Origin of the sequence: Paraclostridium sp. AKS73 (assembly GCF_025671395.1) — a bacterium.
Classification (GTDB): domain Bacteria; phylum Bacillota; class Clostridia; order Peptostreptococcales; family Peptostreptococcaceae; genus Paraclostridium; species Paraclostridium benzoelyticum.
This window is the reverse complement of the sequence record NZ_JAIXHU010000010.1, coordinates 65099-84836: the sequence shown is the minus strand read 5'-3', so window position 1 is coordinate 84836 and position 19738 is coordinate 65099. Positions and strand designations below refer to the sequence as shown.

Below are 19738 nucleotides of genomic sequence, written 5' to 3'. Positions count from 1 at the left end.
TTTATATTAAAGATTATCATATTGTAAGAATACAAAAAATTTGTTTTAATTTTATTGAAGTTTCATTAAATTTAAAATATTATTTTAAAAATTTAAATAAAAAATACTAATTAAAAATTTAAAAAATTAAGCGATTTGTAAAAATATGATATAATCGATTTAGTTAAAAAAAGGAAGGTGAAATAAATGAGCAAAAAACTGTCTAAAGAAGCATATGGAGGAATACATGGAAAAGACTATGTACCTTACATAACAGACAAATCAAAAACAGGTGCAAACGTTGCTGTATTAATTATAGGTATTCTTTTAGCAACTATATTCGCAGCATCGACAGCGTATTCAGGTATGAAGGCAGGACTTACAGTTGCAGCTGGTATACCAGGGTCTATAATAGGATCAGCATTTATTGCAGCATTTGCTAGTGGAAAAGGTATTCTAGGGAAAAACATAGTACAAGGTATGGCAAGTGGTGGAGAATCAGTTGCTAGTGGTATGATTTTCGTTTTACCAGCTATATTACTAATAGGTAGTCAAGTTAGCTTCCTAGAAGGTTTAGCAGTTGGAGTAGGTGGAGTTCTATTTGGTATAGGAGTTTCATCACTTGTTTATAACTATTTAATAATAGAAGAACATGGAAAGCTTATGTACCCAGAATCAATGGCTATATGCGAAACACTTGTAGCATCAGATGCAGGTGGAGATTCAATGAAGTACATGGGTATTGGATTTGGAATAAGTGGTATTATAACAGTATTAACAGGGTCATTCTTAAATGTAACAAATAATGTAATAAGCTTTATAGGAAATAAATTCTATAAATATAAATTCGAAGTTGAAGTTAATCCATTACTTTTAGGTATAGGGTTTATAGTAGGACTTGAAGTATCTTTAACAATGTTTGCTGGTTCTATATTAGCAAACTTTGGGATAACACCATTAATATCTTATTTTACTGAAATGGCAGGAGCAGGGGCGAATGTTTGGAACAACTCTTCAATGGCTATAAGTCAAATGGGTGTAAATGATATCGGTGGAAACTATGTAAAATACATAGGAGCTGGTATGATGCTTTGTGGAGGTATAATAGGAGCAATAAAACTTATACCAACTATAATAGCATCAGTTAAAGAAACTATGAAAGCTAAATCATCTAATGATGGAGAAGGAAGTTCAGCTCTTCAAACTATAATATTATTAGGTGGAATAGCAATAGCATTTGTAGCAGGATTCCTTATATCTGGAAGTGTAACTATGGCAATAGTTGGATCTATAGCATCAGTATTATTAGCTGGACTATTTATTATAGTTGCAGGACGTTTAACAGGAACAATAGGAACATCAAACTTACCAGTATCTGGTATGACAATAGCATCTTTAGTTATATTAACATTAGTGTTTGTTATAATGGGATGGAAAGGTCAAGCGGATAATAAATCATTATTATTATTTGGTACATTTATAGTAGTTGCTATAGCTATAGCTGGTGGGTATAACCAATCTCAAAAGGTTACTTACATCATAGGTGGAAGCAAGAGTGAAATGCAAAAATACTTTACAATAGCTGGTATAGTAGGTGTAATAGTTGTTGTTGGAACAATATTATTACTTTCAAATCAACTTACAATAACAGGAGATAACCCTCCATTTGCACTACCTCAAGCAAACTTAATGTCAACATTAACATCAGGAATAATGTCAGGTCAATTACCTTGGGTTATGATAATTGTTGGAGTATTTATGGCAATAGTTTTATACTTCCTAGGATTACCAATAATGACAGTTGCGATAGGATTCTACTTACCAATAGCAACAACTTCTATAATATTAGTAGGAGCATTAATACGTGTATTTGTTGAAAAAACTTCTAAATCTGAACAAGAAAAAGAAGTAAAAGTTTCAAATGGTATAAGTTTATCATCAGGACTTGTAGCAGGAGGATCTATCATAGGATTAATAGGTATAATATTACAAGTAACAGGTGTTATAAAGAGTGCAGGACCAAGCGGATTTGCAGCTGGAAATATGATGGCAATGATATTACTAGTAGTATTAGTAGTATGTACTGCATTACCGATTGTATCATCTAAGGTTAAGAATAATGAAAAATAATGAAGACGTTTTAAATTTAGTCTTTAAGAAAAATGAAAATATAGAGTATGAAGTAAATGATAGTGGCATAGTTACTATACAAGAAAAACAAGATCATAAGATTCAAAGATTTTTTAGAAAATTAAGATTTAAAATTCCTATGTATAAAAATATAGAACTTGATGAATACGGTAGTTATATATTCTTACAAGTTGATGGAAATAAAAATGTTAAAGAGTTAGGTGAGATTTTAGAGGCAAAATATGGAGAAGAATCACACCCTCTTTATGAAAGATTACTTTTATTTTTAAATCACATTGAAGTAAATTGTCATTACATTGAAAAATTACAATAAATAAAAAATAGAGTTAACTAAATAGTTAACTCTATTTTTTGCAAAAAACAGAAAAATCTAAAAAAAATGTCGAATTTGAATAGTTTTAATAAAGTTAAAATTCTAAAAAAGTTAGATTTCAAAATATTGTGGTATAATGAGGTTAATCAAACAAAAGGATGGTGAAATTTAATGAATAAAAAATTACCTAAAGAGGCTTACGGGGGCGTATCAGGCAAAGATTATGTACCCTATGTAACAGACAAGTCTAAAACAGGTGCAAACATGGCAGTACTTATAATAGGTATTGTTTTAGCAGTTGTTTTTGCAGCGTCTACAGCATACTCAGGTATGAAAGCAGGACTTACAGTTGCAGCTGGTATACCTGGATCTATAATAGGGTCAGCATTTATAGCAGCTTTCGCTAAAGGAAAAGGTATTCTAGGTAAGAACATAGTACAAGGTATGGCAAGTGGTGGAGAATCAGTTGCTAGTGGTATGATATTTGTACTACCTGCTATTTTATTAATAGGTAGCCAAGTGACATTTTTAGAAGGATTTGTTGTAGGAGTAGGTGGAGTTCTATTTGGTATAGGAGTTTCATCACTTGTTTACAATTATTTAATAATTGAAGAACATGGAAAGCTTATGTATCCAGAATCAATGGCTATATGCGAGACACTTGTAGCATCAGATGCAGGTGGAGACTCAATGAAATACATGGGAATTGGATTTGGAATAAGTGGTATTATAACAGTATTAACAGGATCATTCTTAAATGTAGCTAATAATGTAATAAGTTTTATAGGTGAAAAGTTTTATAAGTGTAAATTTGAAGTAGAGGTCAACCCACTACTTTTAGGGATAGGATTCATAGTAGGGCTTGAAGTTGCATTAACTATGTTTGCAGGATCTTTATTATCTCACTTTGGAATAATGCCTTTAATAGGGTACTTCACTGATTTAGCAGGAGAAGGAGCTAAAGTATGGAACGATCCTTCAATGCCTATTAATCAAATGGGTGTAAATGATATAGCTGGTAACTATGTAAAATACATAGGAGCTGGAATGATGCTTTGTGGAGGTATAATAGGAGCAATAAAACTTATACCAACTATAATAGCATCTGTTAAAGAAACAATGAATGCTAAATCTTCATCAGCTGATGGAGAAGGAAGTACTGCTCTTCAAACAATGATATTATTAGGTGGAATTGTAGTTGCAGTTATAGGAGCGTTTTTAGTTTCAGGAAGCGTAGTGATGGCAATTGTTGGAGCGATAGTTTCAATAGTTTTAGCTGCACTATTTGTTATAGTTGCAGGACGTTTAACAGGAACAATAGGAACATCGAACTTACCAGTATCTGGTATGACAATAGCATCTTTAGTTATAGCAACACTGGTATTTGTTATAATGGGATGGAGTGGACAAGCGGATAATAAATCATTATTATTATTTGGTACATTTATAGTTGTGTCTATATCAGTAGCTGGAGGATATAACCAATCTCAAAAAGTTACTTACATAATAGGTGGTAATAAAAGTGAAATGCAAAAATATTTTGCAATAGCAGGCATAGTAGGTGTAATAGTTGTTGTTGGTACAACAATATTACTTTCTAACCAACTTGTAGTTACAGGCGATAATCCTCCATTTGCATTACCTCAAGCAAACTTAATATCAACACTTACATCAGGAATAATGTCAGGGCAATTACCTTGGGTTATGATAATTGTTGGAGTGTTTATGGCAATAGTTTTATATTTCTTAGATTTACCAATAATGACAGTTGCAATAGGATTCTACTTACCAATAGCAACAACTTCTATAATATTAATAGGAGCTTTAATCCGTGTATTTGTTGAAAAAACTTCTAAATCTGAACAAGAAAAAGAAGTAAAAGTTTCAAATGGTATAAGTTTATCATCAGGACTTGTAGCAGGAGGATCTATAATAGGTCTAATAGGTATAATACTACAAGTATCAGGTGTTATAAAAAGTGCAGGGCCAAGTGGATTTGCATCTGGAAATATGATGGCAATAATACTTTTAATAGTATTAGTAGGACTTACTGCATGGCCAATAATAGCATCTAAGGTAAAAAATAATGAAAAATAATGAAGAAGTTTTAAATTTAGTTTTTAAAAAAAGTGAGAATATTAAATATGAAGTAAGTTCTGATGGTATAGTTACTATACTTGAAAACAAGATCATAAGGTTCAAAACTTTTTTAGAAAATTAAAATTTAAAATTCCTATGTATAAAAAGATGGAATTAGATGAATATGGCAGTTTTATATTCTTACAAATTGATGGTAAAAAAAATGTAGAAGAATTAGGAATAAAATTAGAAGAAAAATATGGAGAAGAATCACACCCTCTATATGAGAGGATACTTTTATTTTTAAATCACATTGATGTTAACTGTCATTATATTGAAAAAATTGATTAAAAAAAGAGGATATCTTAATATTTACTATTAAGATATCCTCTTTTTATATTAAGAATTGTAAAGATTTGAAACTTTTTCCCAATCTATTATATTCCATATATTATTTACATACTCAGCTCTAAGATTTTGATATTTTAGATAATAAGCATGCTCCCAAACATCGATTGTAAGTATAGGGACTAAACCATCTTGAAGGTTTGTGTCCTGGTTTGATGTAGATTTTACAAATAAATTTTTATTTCTATCCATAAGTAACGATGCATAACCAGATCCAAATTGTGCGATAGCTTTTTTACTTAATTCATCTTTTAAATTGTCAACACTTCCAAAGGTTTGGTTTATTTTTTCTAGTAATTTACCTTCTGGCACTAGTAAAGCTTTAGGCGATAGAATTGAAAAGTATAAATTATGATTATAAACTCCACCACCTTGATTTATAACTCCTTGTCTAATTTCTTCTGGTAGTTCAGACACATTTTTTAGCAATTCCTCTAAACTTTTTCCATTAACAATATCTTCATAACCTTGTAAAAGATTATTTAAATTATTTACATAAGTCTGTAGATGTTTACCATAGTGTATTTCTACAGTTTTAGCATCTATATATGGTTCTAATTCATTAAATTTATATCCTAACTCTATTTTATCATACATTTAAAACACCCCTTTTTATTAGTATAGTATATATATTCCCTTAAGTTCAATATATAAACTAATTTAATAAAAATAATCATTACTATTTTTGAAAATAAGTTTACCAACATTAAAGTTTTACTTTTTATGATATTTATGTAATTATATTATTAAATTAAACAAATTAGAAAATTATATTTTTAAAATTAATAATTGGTAACAATTAAAAAATAGTTGTCAGGAGATAATTTATGGAAGTTACATTTATGTATAAAAATAGGGAAATAAGATTTAATGTAATTTATAGAAAAAGGAAAACTATGAGTTTAGAAATTAAAAGAGATGGCATTATTAATGTAATTGCGCCTAATGGTTTGGACGAAAGTTTTATAGTTGATAAAGTGAAAAATAAATCTGATTGGATAATAAAAAAATTAGATGAAATTGAGGTTTTAAATAATAATCGATATACAAGGAGTTATGAAAGTGGAGATATATTTTTATATTTAGGTAATGAGTACATATTAGAAGTTTTGATAGATAAAAGTACAATTGCAACTAGTGTTAGTTTAGAAAATAATAAATTAATAGTTAGGTCAAACTCTAATAATAAAGATGTGATACAACGTGCTTTAAAAAAATGGTATATGGATGAAACCTTAGGAATTGTTAAAGAAAGAATAAGCTATTATAAGATCTTTTTTGAAGATACAGTAACTTCTATAAAAATTAAAGATCAGAAGTCAAGATGGGCTAGTTGTACTTATAAAAATGAAATACTATTTAATTTAAGATGTTCTATGATGCCTATACAAATAATTGATTATATAGTTGTACATGAAATGTGCCATATGGAGCACAGAAACCATTCTAAGGATTTTTATTTGGCTGTGGAAAAATTTTACCGGATTATAAGGAAAGGATCAAATGGTTGAAAAATAATGGGATGCGAATGAATTTTTAGAAAATTCTATAAAATGGTTGACAAAGTATAATAAAATGTATAATATGTAAAATATAAATAAAATTAAAGGCGAAGAAAAGGAAAGTAACTTTAAGAATACTTTTACAGAGAGCTTTTGTTGGTGAGAAAAAGCAAGGGATATTAAAGTGAAAATGGCCTTGGAGCTGTGTACCGAGATCTTTATGATTTAGGCTACAACGGGTTCACCCGTTACAGTGATAGAGTATAACCAAAATTTTGGCGTACTTGATGAGGTTTGTATTGCGAAATACAAATAAATTAGGATGGTAACACGAATTCAACTCTCGTTCCTAAGATTAAGTTCTTAGGCTCGGGAGTTTTTTATTCCCAAAATTGAGGTTATGTTAAAACAATAAAAAATGAAGGGAGATTAAACAATGAAAAAAGAAGTAAAAAGAGGTAATCCATTAGCTTTATTACCATTAGGAGTATTTTTAGTATTATTTGTAGGAATTGGAATTATAACTGGGGATTTTTATAAGATGCCAGCATTAGTGGCTTTCTTAATAGCAGGAGGTATAGCTTTATTATTTAATAAAAAAGAAAATTTAGAAACTAAGATGAATGTATTTTGTAAAGGTGCAGGAGATACAAATATTATATTAATGGTTATTATATTTTTATTAGCTGGAGCTTTTTCAAGCGTAGCAAAGGCTATGGGTGGAGTTGATTCAACTGTAAATTTAAGTTTATCAATATTGCCATCAAATCTTTTAGTAGCAGGATTATTTATTATAGGGTGCTTTATTTCAATATCTATGGGAACATCAGTTGGGACTATAGCTGCATTAGCACCGATTGCGATAGGAGTAGCTCAAAAAACGGGTATTCCAGTTCCATTAGTAATAGGGGCAGTTGTTGGAGGTGCTATGTTTGGAGATAATTTATCTATGATATCAGACACAACAATAGCAGCGGTAAGAACACAGGGATGTGAATTAAAAGATAAATTTAAAATGAACTTTTTAATAGTATTACCAGCAGCTATTGCAACAGCTATAATTTTAACAGTAGTAACACTTGGATATGAGAATGTAGCAACTCAATCTTATGAGTATAATATTATAAAAGTTTTACCGTATATATTAGTTTTAGCAGGAGCTTTAATAGGTGTAAATGTATTTGTTTTACTTGGAAGTGGAATATTATTTGCAGGAGCTGTAGGGATATTTTCTAATTCATTTGGTATTTTAGGATTTATAGGTGCTATATCAGAAGGATTAGGTGGAATGTATGAACTAAGTTTATTAGTAATTGTAGTTGGAGGAGTTGTATCGCTAATTAAGTTTAATGGGGGCATTGATTATATACTACACTTTATAACTAGTAAAATAAAAAGCAAGAAAGGTGCAGAGTTTGGAATAGCAGCATTAGTAAGCGTTATAGACTTATGTACTGCTAATAACACAATAGCAATTGTAACAGCGGGACCTTTAGCAAAAGATATTGCTGAAAAATATGATATAGATCCAAGAAAAACAGCTAGTATATTAGATATATTTTCATCTTGTTGGCAAGGAGTGATACCTTATGGAGCACAATTATTAACTGCATCAGGAATAGCTGGAATATCCCCAGTTGAAATAATAAAATACCTTTATTATCCAGGGTTAATGTTTATATGTGGAATAGCAGCAATTACTTTTTCTCAAGTTGTAGTGAAAAAAAGTAACTTAAAAGAAAATATATAAACTAGAATAAAGCTATAAAAGCAATTAGTACAGGAAAATATTTATCTTGAACTAATTGCTTTTTTACTTTCATTACAAAATTATATTTTGTTTAACACAATTGTATCATTTTTAAATTTAATATTGTAATCAGCAAATATGACCAAAGTTTCATGAAGTCCTACACTAGAGATAACACCCATTCCTTGTAAAAATGAAATATTAGCCATACCAGCAATCATAGGAGCAAAGCCTATAGAGCCCATAAAGGCTGAATCGGCACTTTTATTTCTTAAGCTGTATTTACATCTATTTCTATCTGAATCTTTTATATTTACGTTATCAAGAACTTTCAATCCTTTTACAATTCTTTTATCAGTTATAGTAATTTTATTTTCTCTGTTTTTTAAAGCTAAATCTAGTTGAGATTTTGTATCGACTGTATGCATGAAAAAATTTCCTTTCTAAAATATAAAATTATACTAACATTATAGCATGAATGTATATACAAGCTGATAAGTAAATCTAAAAATAGTATAGTAGTTAGAAAATATTAGTTATAACTTTTATATATCTAATGAACAACGTATTAGTAATTCAATTAAATATATAAATATTATTAAAGTTTTTATAAAAAAATATTAAAAGTTATTGAAAATCATTATCAAGAATGGTATTATTTAAATATATGATAATTATTTTCAATTGAAATATAAAAATATATGAAAAATAATATTAAAAAGGGGATGATTTCGTGAGTGTAAATAAACTTTCAATAGGAAGTAGCGGGATAGTCGATTATATATTTGGTGAAAATGATTTCACTAGAAGACTATTAGCTTTAGGATGTATAGAAGGTACAAAAATTACTGTGAAAAAAATAGCTCCATTAGGAGATCCAATTATAGTGAATTTTAGAGGATTTGATATAGCTTTAAGAAAAAAAGAAGCTGAATATATAAAAATAAAATAGCATTACAGGGGGATTTAATTATGATTAATGTAGCATTGGTTGGTAATCCTAATGTGGGTAAGACAACTGTATTTAATTCAATAACTGGCCTTAGCCAAAAAGTTGGCAATTGGCCTGGAGTTACAATCGAAAAAAGAGAAGGACATTTTGGAAAAAATATAAATATTGTAGATTTACCAGGAATATATGCTATGGATACTTTTTCTAATGAAGAAAAAATATCTAAAAATATTTAGATGAAGAAGATGTTGATGTAATAGTAAACGTAGTTGATGCAGCTAATTTATCAAGAAATTTATACCTAACAACTCAGCTTATGAAATATAATAAGCCTATGGTAATAATTTTAAATATGATAGATATGGCAAATTCAAAAGGCATAAAAATTAATTATGAAAAGCTTGAAAAAGAACTTGGGGTAAAGATAGTTCCTATGATAGCAAAGAAAAAAGTTAATGCTGATATTCTTGAAAAAGCCATTTTAGATAGTTCTAAATCATTAGTTATATACAAAGAATATCCACATGAAGAATATAAAACTTATAAAGAATTAGAAAAATCGTTAAGTAAATGTACAAGAAGTGAAAATGACAATAAGAAAAATTTAAGTGATAAAATTGATGACATAGTTTTAAATCCTATACTAGCATATCCAATATTTATAGGACTATTATATACCTTATTTAAATTTACTTTTGATTGGGTAGGAGGGCCACTACAAGAATTTTCAGCAGGAGCAATAGAAATGTACATACAAGGTCCTGTAAGTGAAATTATGGGAAACTCAAGTCCATGGTTTTACTCTTTAATAGTAGATGGAATTATAGGAGGTCTTGGTGGAGCATTACCATTTTTCCCATTAATATTTGTACTATTTTTAGGTATAACACTACTTGAAGATAGTGGATATATGTCAAGAATCGCATTTTTAATGGATAAAGTTATGGCAAAAGTTGGACTATCAGGAAAAACTTTTATTCCTATGGTTATGGGACTTGGATGTTCTTCACCAGCTATAATGGCAACGAGAACATTAGATAATGAACAAGATAGAAAAATAACTGCTCTTATAGCTCCATTAATGACTTGCGGAGCTAAGTTGCCTATATATGCAATGTTTGTTTCAATATTTTTCCCGGAAAATGCAGCTTTGGTTACAACTTCTCTATATTTAATAGGAATAATAGTAGCTATCTTTGTAGCCTTATTTATAACTAGAAGTCAAAACTCATACTCAACTTCACCATTTATAATAGAACTTCCGAAGTATTCTATGCCTACAGTTAGCCAATTATTTAAAAATACTTGGAATAAATCAAAAGGATTTTTAGTAAGAGTGTGTACTATAATGTTTGCAATGTCTATTGTTATATGGGTATTATCATCATTTAATTTTAGTGGATTTACATCTGAAATAAATGAAAGTTTTCTAGCAACTCTTGGAGGATTGGTATCGCCTATATTTGCACCGCTTGGGTTTGGAGATTGGAGAGCAGGAGTTTCTATATTAACTGGACTTTCAGCTAAAGAAATAGTCGTTGCTACAATGGAAATTTTATATGGAGATTTAAATACGGTTCTTCCTACAATGTTTACAACTGTAACTGCATATGGATTTTTAGTATTTAGTGCACTTTACACTCCTTGTATAGCAGCACTTGCAACTATGCAAAAAGAGTATGGAACTAAGATGACTTTAGTATCATTTTTATATCAATTCTTTATTGCATGGATAGGAGCATTTTATGTATATCAAATAGGTACATTAATCACTACAGGATTTGTTATTGAAAATATAATGGCATTAATTATAGGAACTATAATTATATTTGCAGTAGGAATGATTATATTTAAAAAACTACAAAAAATAAATTTAAATAAAGAAGTAGATGCAAAATCTAAGCTAAAAGCTGTTATTCAATAAAGGAAGAAGGTGAACTTATGAGTGTTCTAGTTTTAGGTGGACATGAATGTATGGAGAAAGATTATAAAAGTCTTTTACGTGAAAAAGGTTATAATACGAAAATATATACAAAAATGCCATCTGGTCTTAAAAAAAGAATTGGGAATCCAGATGCTATAGTTTTATTAATGTCAACAATATCTCACAGTATGGCAGAACTTGCAATAAGAGATGCTAAAAGAAAAAAATACCTGTTATAAAAGTTAAAAACAGTAGTAAAGAAGCTTTTTATGACTGTATAAAAGATATTGATAAATGTGTCGGAGATTGTAGTCAATGTAAATTAAAATGTAGAAGTTAGTCAATATGACTAGCTTTTTATTTTTGTCTATAATTACAAAAACCATATACTTAATATGGAATTTAATAAGTTAGCAAATTAAGATAAAGTTAGAAAAAATACTATCATTTTTCTAATTATTGGTATATTATATAAAATATAATTAATAAATAAATCTATAAATTAGGGAAATTATAGATTGTTTTTACGTATTTTAATTAGGGAGATGGTTTTATGAATAAGAAAAAATTAGTTATAGGAATAATAATATTTGTACTAATATATGGAATACTTAGTATGGGTATAAAGAAAGATAAGACTGGATTTCATGGAGTTGTTCACTGGGGAGATGAATTTATAAATATTTTTTAATTAAAGAAAATATATACATATCAAAGCTGAAACTTAGTTTAATTGGTTTCGGCTTTTTTTATTATATTATTTAATTAATGAAGCTAAACTAAACCTTTAGAAAATCTTTAGATTTATATACTGATTATCTTAAAAATTTAAAGTTATTATATAATTACGATAAAGATAAAGAAGGAGGTTTTAAGAAGTTGGTTAAATTAAAAAATGCCTTATGATATTATATATATAGAAAAATAATAAAGTGGGGTAGAAATAATGAATTTTAATATTTTAGTTGTAGAAGATGAACAAGATATAGCTTATGCAGTAAAAGCTTATTTAAACAATCAAGGATATAATGTATTTATTGCAAATAACGGGATTGAAGGATTATGTATATTAGAAAAAGAAACTATTCATTTAAGTATAGTAGATATAATGATGCCTAAAATGGACGGAATTGAGTTTACCATGAAATTAAGAGAAAATCATGATTTTCCAGTTATAATGTTATCTGCAAAATCTGAAGAAATTGATAAAATAACAGGATTAAATATAGGAGCTGATGACTATATTGAAAAACCTTTTAAACCTTTAGAACTTTTAGCTAGAGTGAATTCCCAACTTAGAAGGTACAGAAAGTTTTTAAATTTAGTTGAAAAAAATATACCAAATGAAAACATACATACTATAGGTGGTTTAGAACTTAATGTAAATACAAAGGAAGTTTGTGTTGATGGAAACTTTGTAAAAACAACTCCTATAGAGTTTAAAATACTTACTTTGCTTATGAAAAACCCAGGAAGGGTATTTTCAGCAGATGAAATATATGAGAAAGTATGGAAAGAAAGAGCTGTAAATACAGATACAATAATGGTTCATGTAAGGAATATAAGAGAAAAAATAGAAATGAACCCTAAAAATCCAAAATATTTAAAGGTGGTGTGGGGCGTTGGATACAAAATTGAAAAACAATAAACTGTATGTAAAATTAATAATAGTAATGACAATACTAATAGCGTCGATAGGAATGGTATTATCTTATCAAAGTATAAAAAAGTATAGTAATCATTTTGGATATAATATATATGAAGATAATAATGATTTCTCAAGAGAGCTAATAGAATCTACATATGGACTTTACTATAAAATTTATGATGAAAATAATGAAAAAACTAGTCCTGCAGATCTTATGTTAGAGTTAAAGTCGGGTGTATATACTAATGAGGATGAATATACAAAGCAAATAAGAAATGAGTTTGATAGAGGGATAAATGATTTCGCTGAAAACTTAAATACATATTTAAAAAATTTAGATTATTATGTTGTAGATAAGTCTAAAAATTTAACAAAACAAAGTCCAAGTGGTAATTTAAATGAAATAGATAGTATTAATAAAAATTTTCAAGAAAGTTTAAAAGATAAATACGAGTTTTATATATCAATTGATTTTGATGATAAAGGAAACATGAAGATTAGCAAACTACATGGAGCAGATGAAAGAACTATTGAATCTAATTTAAACCAAAATAAAAAAACATCTTTATATTTAGGTGAAGATACTTATGAATTAAAACCTATAAAAAATATGAAGTTTGTATATGGAGTACCTAAAGATTTAAAATATGTAGATAATATATCACATGAAATAAATATGGAACAAGAGAATTCTTATACTATGGCTTCTAGAATTTTTATAAATGTAGGAATTGTATTTATTATTTTGGTTGCAATGGTTATTCCGTATAAGGAAATTAAAGAGTTAAAAATATTTGAAAAAATAACAAAAATACCGGTAGAAGTATTGGCATTTTTAGTTTACTTATCATTTGTTTATGCCTATTTGGCTTCTGATTTACTTATAATAAAAACAGTTATGAATAAAGCAATAATAAGTTTTACTCAATTGCAATTTACAATAGATGTTAATAATATAATTAATTATTTAATTAACCTGATTTACTGGGTAGTTTTATTTACAGTAATGTTTACAGGAGGAATACTATTAAAACACATTATAAAAACTAGACATACAACATACTTAAAAGACCATTCGTTGATTTATAAAGGTACAAAATATATAAATAAAAAATTAAGAAAAACAAAAAATGGATGTTTGATATAGAATTAGGAAGAAACAATAAAAAGAAAATAGTATCTATATTAATTCTTAATTTAATTGTAGTAAGTTTAATATCGTGCACTTGGTTTTTGGATTAATATTAGTTCCTATATATACCTTAGTTTTATACTTTATTATAAAGAAGAAGTATCTTTCTATAAATAGGGATTATAATAAATTACTAAATATAACTAAAGAGATAGCAAATGGAAACTTAGGTACAAAATTGAATGATGATTTAGGAACTTTTAATGTATTAAAAAATGAGATAGATAATATTCAAATAGGATTTAAAAAAGCTGTAGATGAAGAAGTTAAAAGTCAAAAAATGAAGACAGAATTGATTTCTAATGTAAGTCATGATTTGAAAACCCCGTTAACATCTATAATAACTTATGTTGATTTATTAAAAGATGAAAATTTAACTGAAGAAAAACGAAAAATTTATATAGATACATTGGATAGAAAATCTGAAAGATTACGAGTATTGATAGAAGATTTATTTGAGGTTAGCAAAGTTAATAGTGGGAATGTACATTTAAATATAATAGATGTAGATGTAGTGTCTTTAATGAAACAGACATTAGTTGAAGTAGATGATAAAATAAAAGCTTCAAATTTAAAAGTAAGAACAAATTTTCCCGAAGAAAAATTAATTTTGAAATTAGATAGTCAAAGAACGTTTAGAGTATTTGAAAACCTGTTAATAAATATAAGTAAATATGCAATGGAGTATTCTAGAGTGTATATTGATATAATAAGTGAATCTGAATTTGTAAAAATAAGCTTTAGAAATATGACATCTGAAGAGATTGATTTTGATGTAGAAGATTTAGTTGAAAGGTTTGTAAGGGGAGATAAATCTAGGAACACGGAAGGTAGTGGGTTAGGTCTTGCCATAGCAAAGAGCTTTGTTGAGCTTCAGGGAGGAATGTTTAATGTTAGTACTGATGGAGATTTATTTAAGGTAGTTATAAATTTAAAAAAATAGAAGTGAAATTTGTTATAGAGCTGTAAATTATGTTTAAAGAGTAAGCATCATTTTACAGCTCTTTAATTAGTCAATTGATGCAAATTTTTTAAAATGGATTTTAAAAATTTTATAAAAAATATTTTAAAATAAATTCTTAATAAGTTATCAAAGTATAGTAATATCAAAGGTTTAAAGGTAAGAAAAAAGACAATAAGAAATATTATTACGTCGTAAGAATGAGTAAAAAATAACAAACTTTATTGACATATTTTTGAAATTATATTATTCTGTAAAAGTCAATAAATCAAGTAACCAAGTAATTAACTTAAAGTCAATTGGAATGATAGACATACTTAGGGGGGATATACATGAATAAACTTTTAAGCTCTGTGAAAAGGTTAACATTGTTTTTTATAGGAATGAGTATAATTCAATTTGGAGTAGCGTTATATTTAAAAACAAATATAGGCTCAGATCCATTTACAGTTTTTACACAAGGGTTAGCGTGTGCATTAAATAGCATTGGGGTAAACGCTACTACAGGAACTGCAAATAGAATAATCTTAATTGTATTATTTACAATAATATTTTTAGTTCAGAAAAATCATATCAAAATAGGTACTTTAATATGTGTTATTGGAGTTGGGCCAATTATTGATATGGCTGTAAACGTTGTTACATATTTTCCAATTCAACACTATAATTATATTGGGAAAGTAGCTTTAGTAGGATTAGGGTGTTTTATCATAGCTGTAGGATTTTCTATTCTTTCATCTACTAAGGTAGGAATGGCACCAAATGACATAATACCGTTTATTATAAAAGATAAAATGAAATTAGAATATCGCTGGATAAGAATGGGAATTGATGCTACATTTTTGATTGCAGGATATTTATTAGGAGGAACGGTAGGACTTGGAACAGTTATAGCGATGCTTATAACAGGTCCATTTATACAAACATGTCTTCCATATGGAGAAAAGCTAGTTAACTTTATTTTAAATGAAGAACCTGTAAGAAATAGTGTTGAGGACGTTAACATATAATATAATAAAAACTCTTTCTTAGTTAAAGTGAAATTACTAGGAAAGAGTTTTTTTATTTAGAAAAAGAAAAGTAGAAATATTATGTTCTAAGAATAATTTTGATAAGTATGAAATAACAGCTAAATCAAGTGCATTTTAATAAAAAAGAGTTGCCATTAATTAATGGCAACTCTTTTTTACGTTAAAAGGATTATAATTTAAACAATATAAATAAAAAACTTAGACTTAACATTCAAGTAAGATTTTAAGATAGTATATTTATAAACATTATTATAGTAGGTATTGCAACTAGATCAATTAAAAAAGCGCATACAATTGGTATCGTGAAAAATGCTTTTTCTGAGTAACCATACCTACTACATATTGAATTCAAGTTGGCAAGTGCATTTGGAGTAGCACCAAGTTCATGACCTATAAATCCACCAACCATTACGGCTGCATCATAATCCTTACCTAATAATTTAAACATTACAAATATAGTAAATAAAACTATAAATAATACTTGCATTAAAACTATAATTAACATAGGTAATCCAAGTGTTTTTAATTCCCAAAGTTTAATACTCATAAGGGCCATAGTCAAAAATAAATTTAAACTTATATCACCTAAAAGTTCGAAGCATGAATAGTCAACATCTACAAATTTAAATTTATCATTACTATTTCTAAATAACATAGCAACTAAAATACCACCTACATACTCAGGTAATGCATAACCTGTTATTTTACCTATAAAATTGCTAACAACATACCCTAATGACATACACGTAGTCAATATAAATATATGCTTAATAAATTCTGAAGAATCCAATTTAGATGATATTTTAGAATCGGATGCTATCGCAATTTCACTGTTGATATCATCTTCAATTTGGATATGATTATGTAAGTTGTTTGAAAGCGAATCTTTTGGTTTTAATTTATACTTCTCAATTAAAAATTTAGAGGTTGGAGCTCCTATAAATCCACCACTAATAAGCCCTAATGTTGCAGCGGCAAGACCTATAGTATTAGCACCTACAACTCCCATTGATTCTAAAGTTGGACCAAAAGTTGCACTAGTTCCATGACCTCCACCCATAGAAATGGCACCACACATAAGACCTAGTAATGGGTCAAGTCCTGTTAGTAATGCCCCTAATAATCCTATGATGTTTTGGGAAAATATAAGTATTATACAAAATATCCAGTAAATAAGTACAGATTTGCCTCCTTTTTTAATAAGGCTAAAACTTGCGCCTATACCTACTGTAGTAAAGAAAGCAACCATAAATGTAGATTGTAAGCTAGTGTCTAATACAATATTTAATATATTAAATTGATTAAGAAAAAAAACTAAAAGTGCAAAAAAGATACCTCCTATAACTGGTCCAGGTATACATAGTCTATCTAAAACTGATATTCGTTTTTTTACTATTTTTCCTAAAATTATTAAAAAACATGTTAATGCAATTGTAGCAGCAATGTTTAAATTAAGATTAAGGATTCCATTAATTTTATAAAGCTCCATCAAATCACTCCTTATTTAATTTAGTTAGATATTAGATTATTATACTATAAAACGATATGGAATGTAAATACAATTTAAACAATTCTTAAATTTCATAATAGAATTTTAATTGAATTAAAATAAAAAGAACTATCTTTTGTATTAAAGATAGTTCTTTTTATAAAACTTATATTGTATTATTTTTATCTCTAAGCAATAAATTAAGAGTTAAAGCAAATATAGTTCCTGTACTTATACCTGAACCAAATAACATTTTTAAACTATCAGGAAGATTTAATAAAAGATCTGGTCTAGTTGTAATACCAAGACCTAGAGCCAATGATATAGATATTATAATTAAGTTTCTATTGTTCATATCTACTCTACTTAGTGTTTTTATACCGCTAGCAGCAACAACACCAAACATTACAACTCCAGCGCCACCCAATACAGGATTAGGAATAGATGCAACTAAAGCCCCTAATTTAGGAAAAACTCCAAGTATCATCATGATTATTCCAGACATTATAACTACATGCCTGCTTGCAACTTTAGTTATAGGTATAAGACCCACATTTTGACTAAATGATGTATTTGGACCTGCACCCAAAAATCCAGCTATAAAACTTCCAATACCATCAGCTAGAACCCCACCACTTATTTCTTCACGAGAAGTTTCTTTTTCAGAGGCTTCTCCAATTGCAATTAAGCATCCAACTGTTTCTATTGTAGTTACTAAGTAAGCTATTACAAATGGAGCAACTCCTGCTAAACTAAATTTTATTCCATGTTTTAACACTAAAGGAATACCAGGGAAACCTATCCAACTTGCATCTTTTACAGGTGTAAAATCAACAAGACCTAATGGAATACATACTATATACCCTATTAGCATACCTATTAAAATAGATGCACTGCTTAGCACCCCTTTTCCATAAATATTAAAAGCTATTACTATAATCATAACTAATAAAGCTATGCAAATATTTGTGATACTTCCATAAGTAGGTGAACCAACACCTCCAGCGCACCAATCCATAGCGACTGGAATAAGTGTAAGGCCTATTAAGGTCACAACAGTACCAGTTACAACAGGTGGAAAAAACTTCATAAGAGGCTTTATAAATCTACTTAAAATCATTTCTATAAAAGATCCGAGTATGGTAGCTCCAAATATTCCTGCAAGCCCCATAGAACTACCTACTACTATAGATGGACCAACAAAAGTAAAATCAGTTCCCATTATACATGGAAGCTTAGAACCTACTTTAGAAACTCCTCGAACTTGAATTATTGTTGCAATACCAGCAACAAATATTGCAGCACTGACCATTAATGCGGTTGTTTGGACATCAAGCCCAATAGCAGGACCGACAACTAAAGGGACAGCTACAATTCCACCAAAAGCTGCAACTATGTGTTGAAAACCAAGTAGTATTGAAAGCTGTAGATTTGGTCTGTCTTCTATTTTATATAGTAATCCTGAGTTATTTTGATTTTTAATCTTTTGAGAAGAACTATTTTCACTCATAAATTCTCCTCCTAATATAAATTTTGCTGCTATCTATAATATTGAATCTTCCAAAAGAGCGATGGCCCTTATTGGAGAACCAGAACCTTCTCTGATTTTAAGTGGTAATCCAAAATATAAAAATCTTTTACCAACTAATTGATCAAGGTTACAAAGATTTTCTGTGTTGGTTATATCATATTCTCCACATACTAAATGACCTGAAAAATTTAAGTCTTTTGGATGATCAATTGCAGGAGCATCAACTCCTATATTAACTACTCCAGATGTTGCTAGGTACTTAGCTGCATCATAACTAAGTCCAGAATATTCAGTTTGCCACTTATCTGTGTTAAAATTTCTGTCATAATGACCGGTGTACATTAGCAATATATCTCCTTTTTCAATTTGCAAGTTAGATTTTTTTAAGGAAATTTCTATATCCTTAATTTCGATATACCTACTATAAGGAATATTGCTTAAGTCTATACAAATAGCACTTCCGAAAAAATAATCAAGAGGCATATTATCTATAGTTTTACCACTTGATTTATATTCCCACACAGCATCAGAGTGAGTACCGCCATGTTCACTTATAAGTAAATTTCTAGCAGAAAAGCCTAAAGTTTTACTTCCAGTTCTTTTCATATTTTCTTCATGAGTCATATTTGTCATTATAAAGGTAGGTTGATGCATTGGGAAAACAGACATACCTTGATAAATTTCTTGTGACAAATCAATTACTTTAAACCCCATTAAAACACCTCCTTAAAAACTTTATTTAATAAGTTATATTCACAATAGTTAGAAAATATAATTTATAAACAAGTGTAAATAAAAAAATTAAAAAACTTACTTTAAACTGCAGAA

General features: G+C 28.3%; 20 protein-coding genes, 1 pseudogene and 1 other annotated feature. Of the genes and pseudogenes, 16 read left to right on the top strand and 5 right to left on the bottom strand.

Going from position 1 to position 19738, the window contains the following annotated elements; all coding sequences use genetic code 11:
• Positions 1-186: 186 nt before the first annotated feature.
• The 5 genes from LEQ07_RS08075 (at position 187) to LEQ07_RS21035 (ending at position 4873) form a co-directional block, all read left to right on the top strand.
• The gene (locus LEQ07_RS08075) at positions 187-2109 is read left to right on the top strand and encodes an OPT family oligopeptide transporter (RefSeq protein WP_263330210.1); all 1923 of its coding nucleotides are present in this window, start codon (positions 187-189) and stop codon (positions 2107-2109) included.
• A complete protein-coding gene (locus LEQ07_RS08070; RefSeq protein WP_263330209.1) occupies positions 2099-2443 on the top strand; it encodes a PqqD family protein in 345 nt (114 codons plus the stop codon). The genes LEQ07_RS08075 and LEQ07_RS08070 overlap by 11 nt, the downstream gene beginning before the upstream one ends.
• Positions 2444-2614: 171 nt before the next feature.
• Positions 2615-4540: an OPT family oligopeptide transporter gene (locus tag LEQ07_RS08065; protein ID WP_046823654.1), complete on the top strand. Its 1926-nt coding sequence runs from the start codon at positions 2615-2617 to the stop codon at positions 4538-4540.
• Positions 4530-4664 carry a hypothetical protein gene (locus LEQ07_RS21040; RefSeq protein WP_332843007.1) on the top strand — a complete coding sequence of 45 codons (135 nt, stop codon included), beginning with the start codon at positions 4530-4532 and terminating at the stop codon, positions 4662-4664. Before LEQ07_RS08065 ends, LEQ07_RS21040 begins: the two co-directional genes overlap by 11 nt.
• Before the next feature lie 14 nt (positions 4665-4678).
• Positions 4679-4873, top strand: a complete 195-nt coding sequence (locus tag LEQ07_RS21035) for a PqqD family protein (protein WP_332843006.1) — start codon at positions 4679-4681, stop codon at positions 4871-4873.
• Positions 4874-4921: 48 nt separating this feature from the next.
• Here the strand turns inward: LEQ07_RS21035 and LEQ07_RS08055 are convergent, their stop codons facing one another.
• Complete coding sequence (locus LEQ07_RS08055; RefSeq protein ID WP_046823656.1) at positions 4922-5527, bottom strand: superoxide dismutase; 606 nt, start codon at positions 5525-5527, stop codon at positions 4922-4924.
• A 230-nt stretch (positions 5528-5757) separates the two neighbouring features.
• Here LEQ07_RS08055 and LEQ07_RS08050 point away from each other — a divergent pair, with 230 nt between their 5' ends.
• Both LEQ07_RS08050 and LEQ07_RS08045 read left to right on the top strand, forming a co-directional pair.
• Positions 5758-6441 carry a M48 family metallopeptidase gene (locus LEQ07_RS08050; protein WP_263330208.1) on the top strand — a complete coding sequence of 228 codons (684 nt, stop codon included), beginning with the start codon at positions 5758-5760 and terminating at the stop codon, positions 6439-6441.
• A 92-nt stretch (positions 6442-6533) separates the two neighbouring features.
• Positions 6534-6786: a binding site (T-box leader), on the top strand.
• Positions 6787-6868: 82 nt separating this feature from the next.
• The gene (locus LEQ07_RS08045; protein ID WP_263330207.1) at positions 6869-8182 is read left to right on the top strand and encodes a Na+/H+ antiporter NhaC family protein; all 1314 of its coding nucleotides are present in this window, start codon (positions 6869-6871) and stop codon (positions 8180-8182) included.
• An 80-nt stretch (positions 8183-8262) separates the two neighbouring features.
• Here LEQ07_RS08045 and LEQ07_RS08040 read toward each other — a convergent pair whose 3' ends face one another.
• Entirely contained in the window at positions 8263-8610 is a 348-nt protein-coding gene (locus LEQ07_RS08040; RefSeq protein ID WP_046823388.1) for a hypothetical protein, read from the bottom strand.
• Between the two features lie 305 nt (positions 8611-8915).
• On the opposite strand from LEQ07_RS08040, the gene LEQ07_RS08035 reads away from it, so the two are divergent.
• From LEQ07_RS08035 to LEQ07_RS08000, 9 genes and pseudogenes are all read left to right on the top strand, one after another.
• Positions 8916-9134, top strand: a complete 219-nt coding sequence (locus tag LEQ07_RS08035) for a FeoA family protein (protein WP_046821459.1) — start codon at positions 8916-8918, stop codon at positions 9132-9134.
• A gap of 20 nt (positions 9135-9154) precedes the next feature.
• Positions 9155-9552 (top strand): annotated as a pseudogene (locus LEQ07_RS21030) (FeoB small GTPase domain-containing protein); the annotation flags it as partial.
• A 15-nt stretch (positions 9553-9567) separates the two neighbouring features.
• Positions 9568-11058 (top strand): ferrous iron transport protein B, encoded by a 1491-nt coding sequence (gene feoB, locus LEQ07_RS08030; RefSeq protein ID WP_332843014.1) that lies wholly within the window; start codon positions 9568-9570, stop codon positions 11056-11058.
• A gap of 17 nt (positions 11059-11075) precedes the next feature.
• The gene (locus LEQ07_RS08025; RefSeq protein WP_263330206.1) at positions 11076-11297 is read left to right on the top strand and encodes a DUF2325 domain-containing protein; all 222 of its coding nucleotides are present in this window, start codon (positions 11076-11078) and stop codon (positions 11295-11297) included.
• Between the two features lie 314 nt (positions 11298-11611).
• The gene (locus LEQ07_RS08020) at positions 11612-11749 is read left to right on the top strand and encodes a hypothetical protein (protein WP_021433325.1); all 138 of its coding nucleotides are present in this window, start codon (positions 11612-11614) and stop codon (positions 11747-11749) included.
• 255 nt (positions 11750-12004) lie between these two features.
• Entirely contained in the window at positions 12005-12706 is a 702-nt protein-coding gene (locus LEQ07_RS08015; protein WP_046823878.1) for a response regulator transcription factor, read from the top strand.
• Positions 12681-13853 (top strand): hypothetical protein, encoded by a 1173-nt coding sequence (locus LEQ07_RS08010; RefSeq protein WP_263330205.1) that lies wholly within the window; start codon positions 12681-12683, stop codon positions 13851-13853. The genes LEQ07_RS08015 and LEQ07_RS08010 overlap by 26 nt, the downstream gene beginning before the upstream one ends.
• 79 nt (positions 13854-13932) lie before the next feature.
• Positions 13933-14841 carry a sensor histidine kinase gene (locus LEQ07_RS08005; protein ID WP_332843005.1) on the top strand — a complete coding sequence of 303 codons (909 nt, stop codon included), beginning with the start codon at positions 13933-13935 and terminating at the stop codon, positions 14839-14841.
• Between the two features lie 350 nt (positions 14842-15191).
• A complete protein-coding gene (locus LEQ07_RS08000; protein ID WP_263330204.1) occupies positions 15192-15869 on the top strand; it encodes a YczE/YyaS/YitT family protein in 678 nt (225 codons plus the stop codon).
• A gap of 244 nt (positions 15870-16113) precedes the next feature.
• On the opposite strand, the gene gltS is transcribed toward LEQ07_RS08000, so the two are convergent.
• The 3 genes from gltS to LEQ07_RS07985 all read right to left on the bottom strand — a co-directional run bounded on the left by gltS (position 16114) and on the right by LEQ07_RS07985 (position 19624).
• Complete coding sequence (gltS, locus tag LEQ07_RS07995; RefSeq protein WP_263330203.1) at positions 16114-17379, bottom strand: sodium/glutamate symporter; 1266 nt, start codon at positions 17377-17379, stop codon at positions 16114-16116.
• A gap of 166 nt (positions 17380-17545) precedes the next feature.
• Positions 17546-18889, bottom strand: a complete 1344-nt coding sequence (locus tag LEQ07_RS07990; RefSeq protein WP_046821623.1) for a uracil-xanthine permease family protein — start codon at positions 18887-18889, stop codon at positions 17546-17548.
• Between the two features lie 33 nt (positions 18890-18922).
• Positions 18923-19624 carry a cyclase family protein gene (locus tag LEQ07_RS07985; RefSeq protein ID WP_046821622.1) on the bottom strand — a complete coding sequence of 234 codons (702 nt, stop codon included), beginning with the start codon at positions 19622-19624 and terminating at the stop codon, positions 18923-18925.
• Positions 19625-19738 lie beyond the last annotated feature (114 nt).

What these genes read in the sequence shown, in the direction of transcription:
- LEQ07_RS08050 (WP_263330208.1), top strand. Translation starts at nt 5,758, where the DNA reads ATGGAAGTTACATTTATGTATAAAAATAGGGAAATAAGATTTAATGTA.
- LEQ07_RS07985 (WP_046821622.1), bottom strand. Translation starts at nt 19,624, where the DNA reads ATGGGGTTTAAAGTAATTGATTTGTCACAAGAAATTTATCAAGGTATG.
- LEQ07_RS07990 (WP_046821623.1), bottom strand. Translation starts at nt 18,889, where the DNA reads ATGAGTGAAAATAGTTCTTCTCAAAAGATTAAAAATCAAAATAACTCA.
- LEQ07_RS08000 (WP_263330204.1), top strand. Translation starts at nt 15,192, where the DNA reads ATGAATAAACTTTTAAGCTCTGTGAAAAGGTTAACATTGTTTTTTATA.
- LEQ07_RS08070 (WP_263330209.1), top strand. Translation starts at nt 2,099, where the DNA reads ATGAAAAATAATGAAGACGTTTTAAATTTAGTCTTTAAGAAAAATGAA.
- LEQ07_RS08015 (WP_046823878.1), top strand. Translation starts at nt 12,005, where the DNA reads ATGAATTTTAATATTTTAGTTGTAGAAGATGAACAAGATATAGCTTAT.
- LEQ07_RS08075 (WP_263330210.1), top strand. Translation starts at nt 187, where the DNA reads ATGAGCAAAAAACTGTCTAAAGAAGCATATGGAGGAATACATGGAAAA.
- LEQ07_RS08040 (WP_046823388.1), bottom strand. Translation starts at nt 8,610, where the DNA reads ATGCATACAGTCGATACAAAATCTCAACTAGATTTAGCTTTAAAAAAC.
- LEQ07_RS21035 (WP_332843006.1), top strand. Translation starts at nt 4,679, where the DNA reads ATGTATAAAAAGATGGAATTAGATGAATATGGCAGTTTTATATTCTTA.
- feoB (WP_332843014.1), top strand. Translation starts at nt 9,568, where the DNA reads ATGATAGCAAAGAAAAAAGTTAATGCTGATATTCTTGAAAAAGCCATT.
- LEQ07_RS08020 (WP_021433325.1), top strand. Translation starts at nt 11,612, where the DNA reads ATGAATAAGAAAAAATTAGTTATAGGAATAATAATATTTGTACTAATA.
- LEQ07_RS08025 (WP_263330206.1), top strand. Translation starts at nt 11,076, where the DNA reads ATGAGTGTTCTAGTTTTAGGTGGACATGAATGTATGGAGAAAGATTAT.
- LEQ07_RS21040 (WP_332843007.1), top strand. Translation starts at nt 4,530, where the DNA reads ATGAAAAATAATGAAGAAGTTTTAAATTTAGTTTTTAAAAAAAGTGAG.
- LEQ07_RS08055 (WP_046823656.1), bottom strand. Translation starts at nt 5,527, where the DNA reads ATGTATGATAAAATAGAGTTAGGATATAAATTTAATGAATTAGAACCA.
- LEQ07_RS08065 (WP_046823654.1), top strand. Translation starts at nt 2,615, where the DNA reads ATGAATAAAAAATTACCTAAAGAGGCTTACGGGGGCGTATCAGGCAAA.
- LEQ07_RS08045 (WP_263330207.1), top strand. Translation starts at nt 6,869, where the DNA reads ATGAAAAAAGAAGTAAAAAGAGGTAATCCATTAGCTTTATTACCATTA.
- gltS (WP_263330203.1), bottom strand. Translation starts at nt 17,379, where the DNA reads ATGGAGCTTTATAAAATTAATGGAATCCTTAATCTTAATTTAAACATT.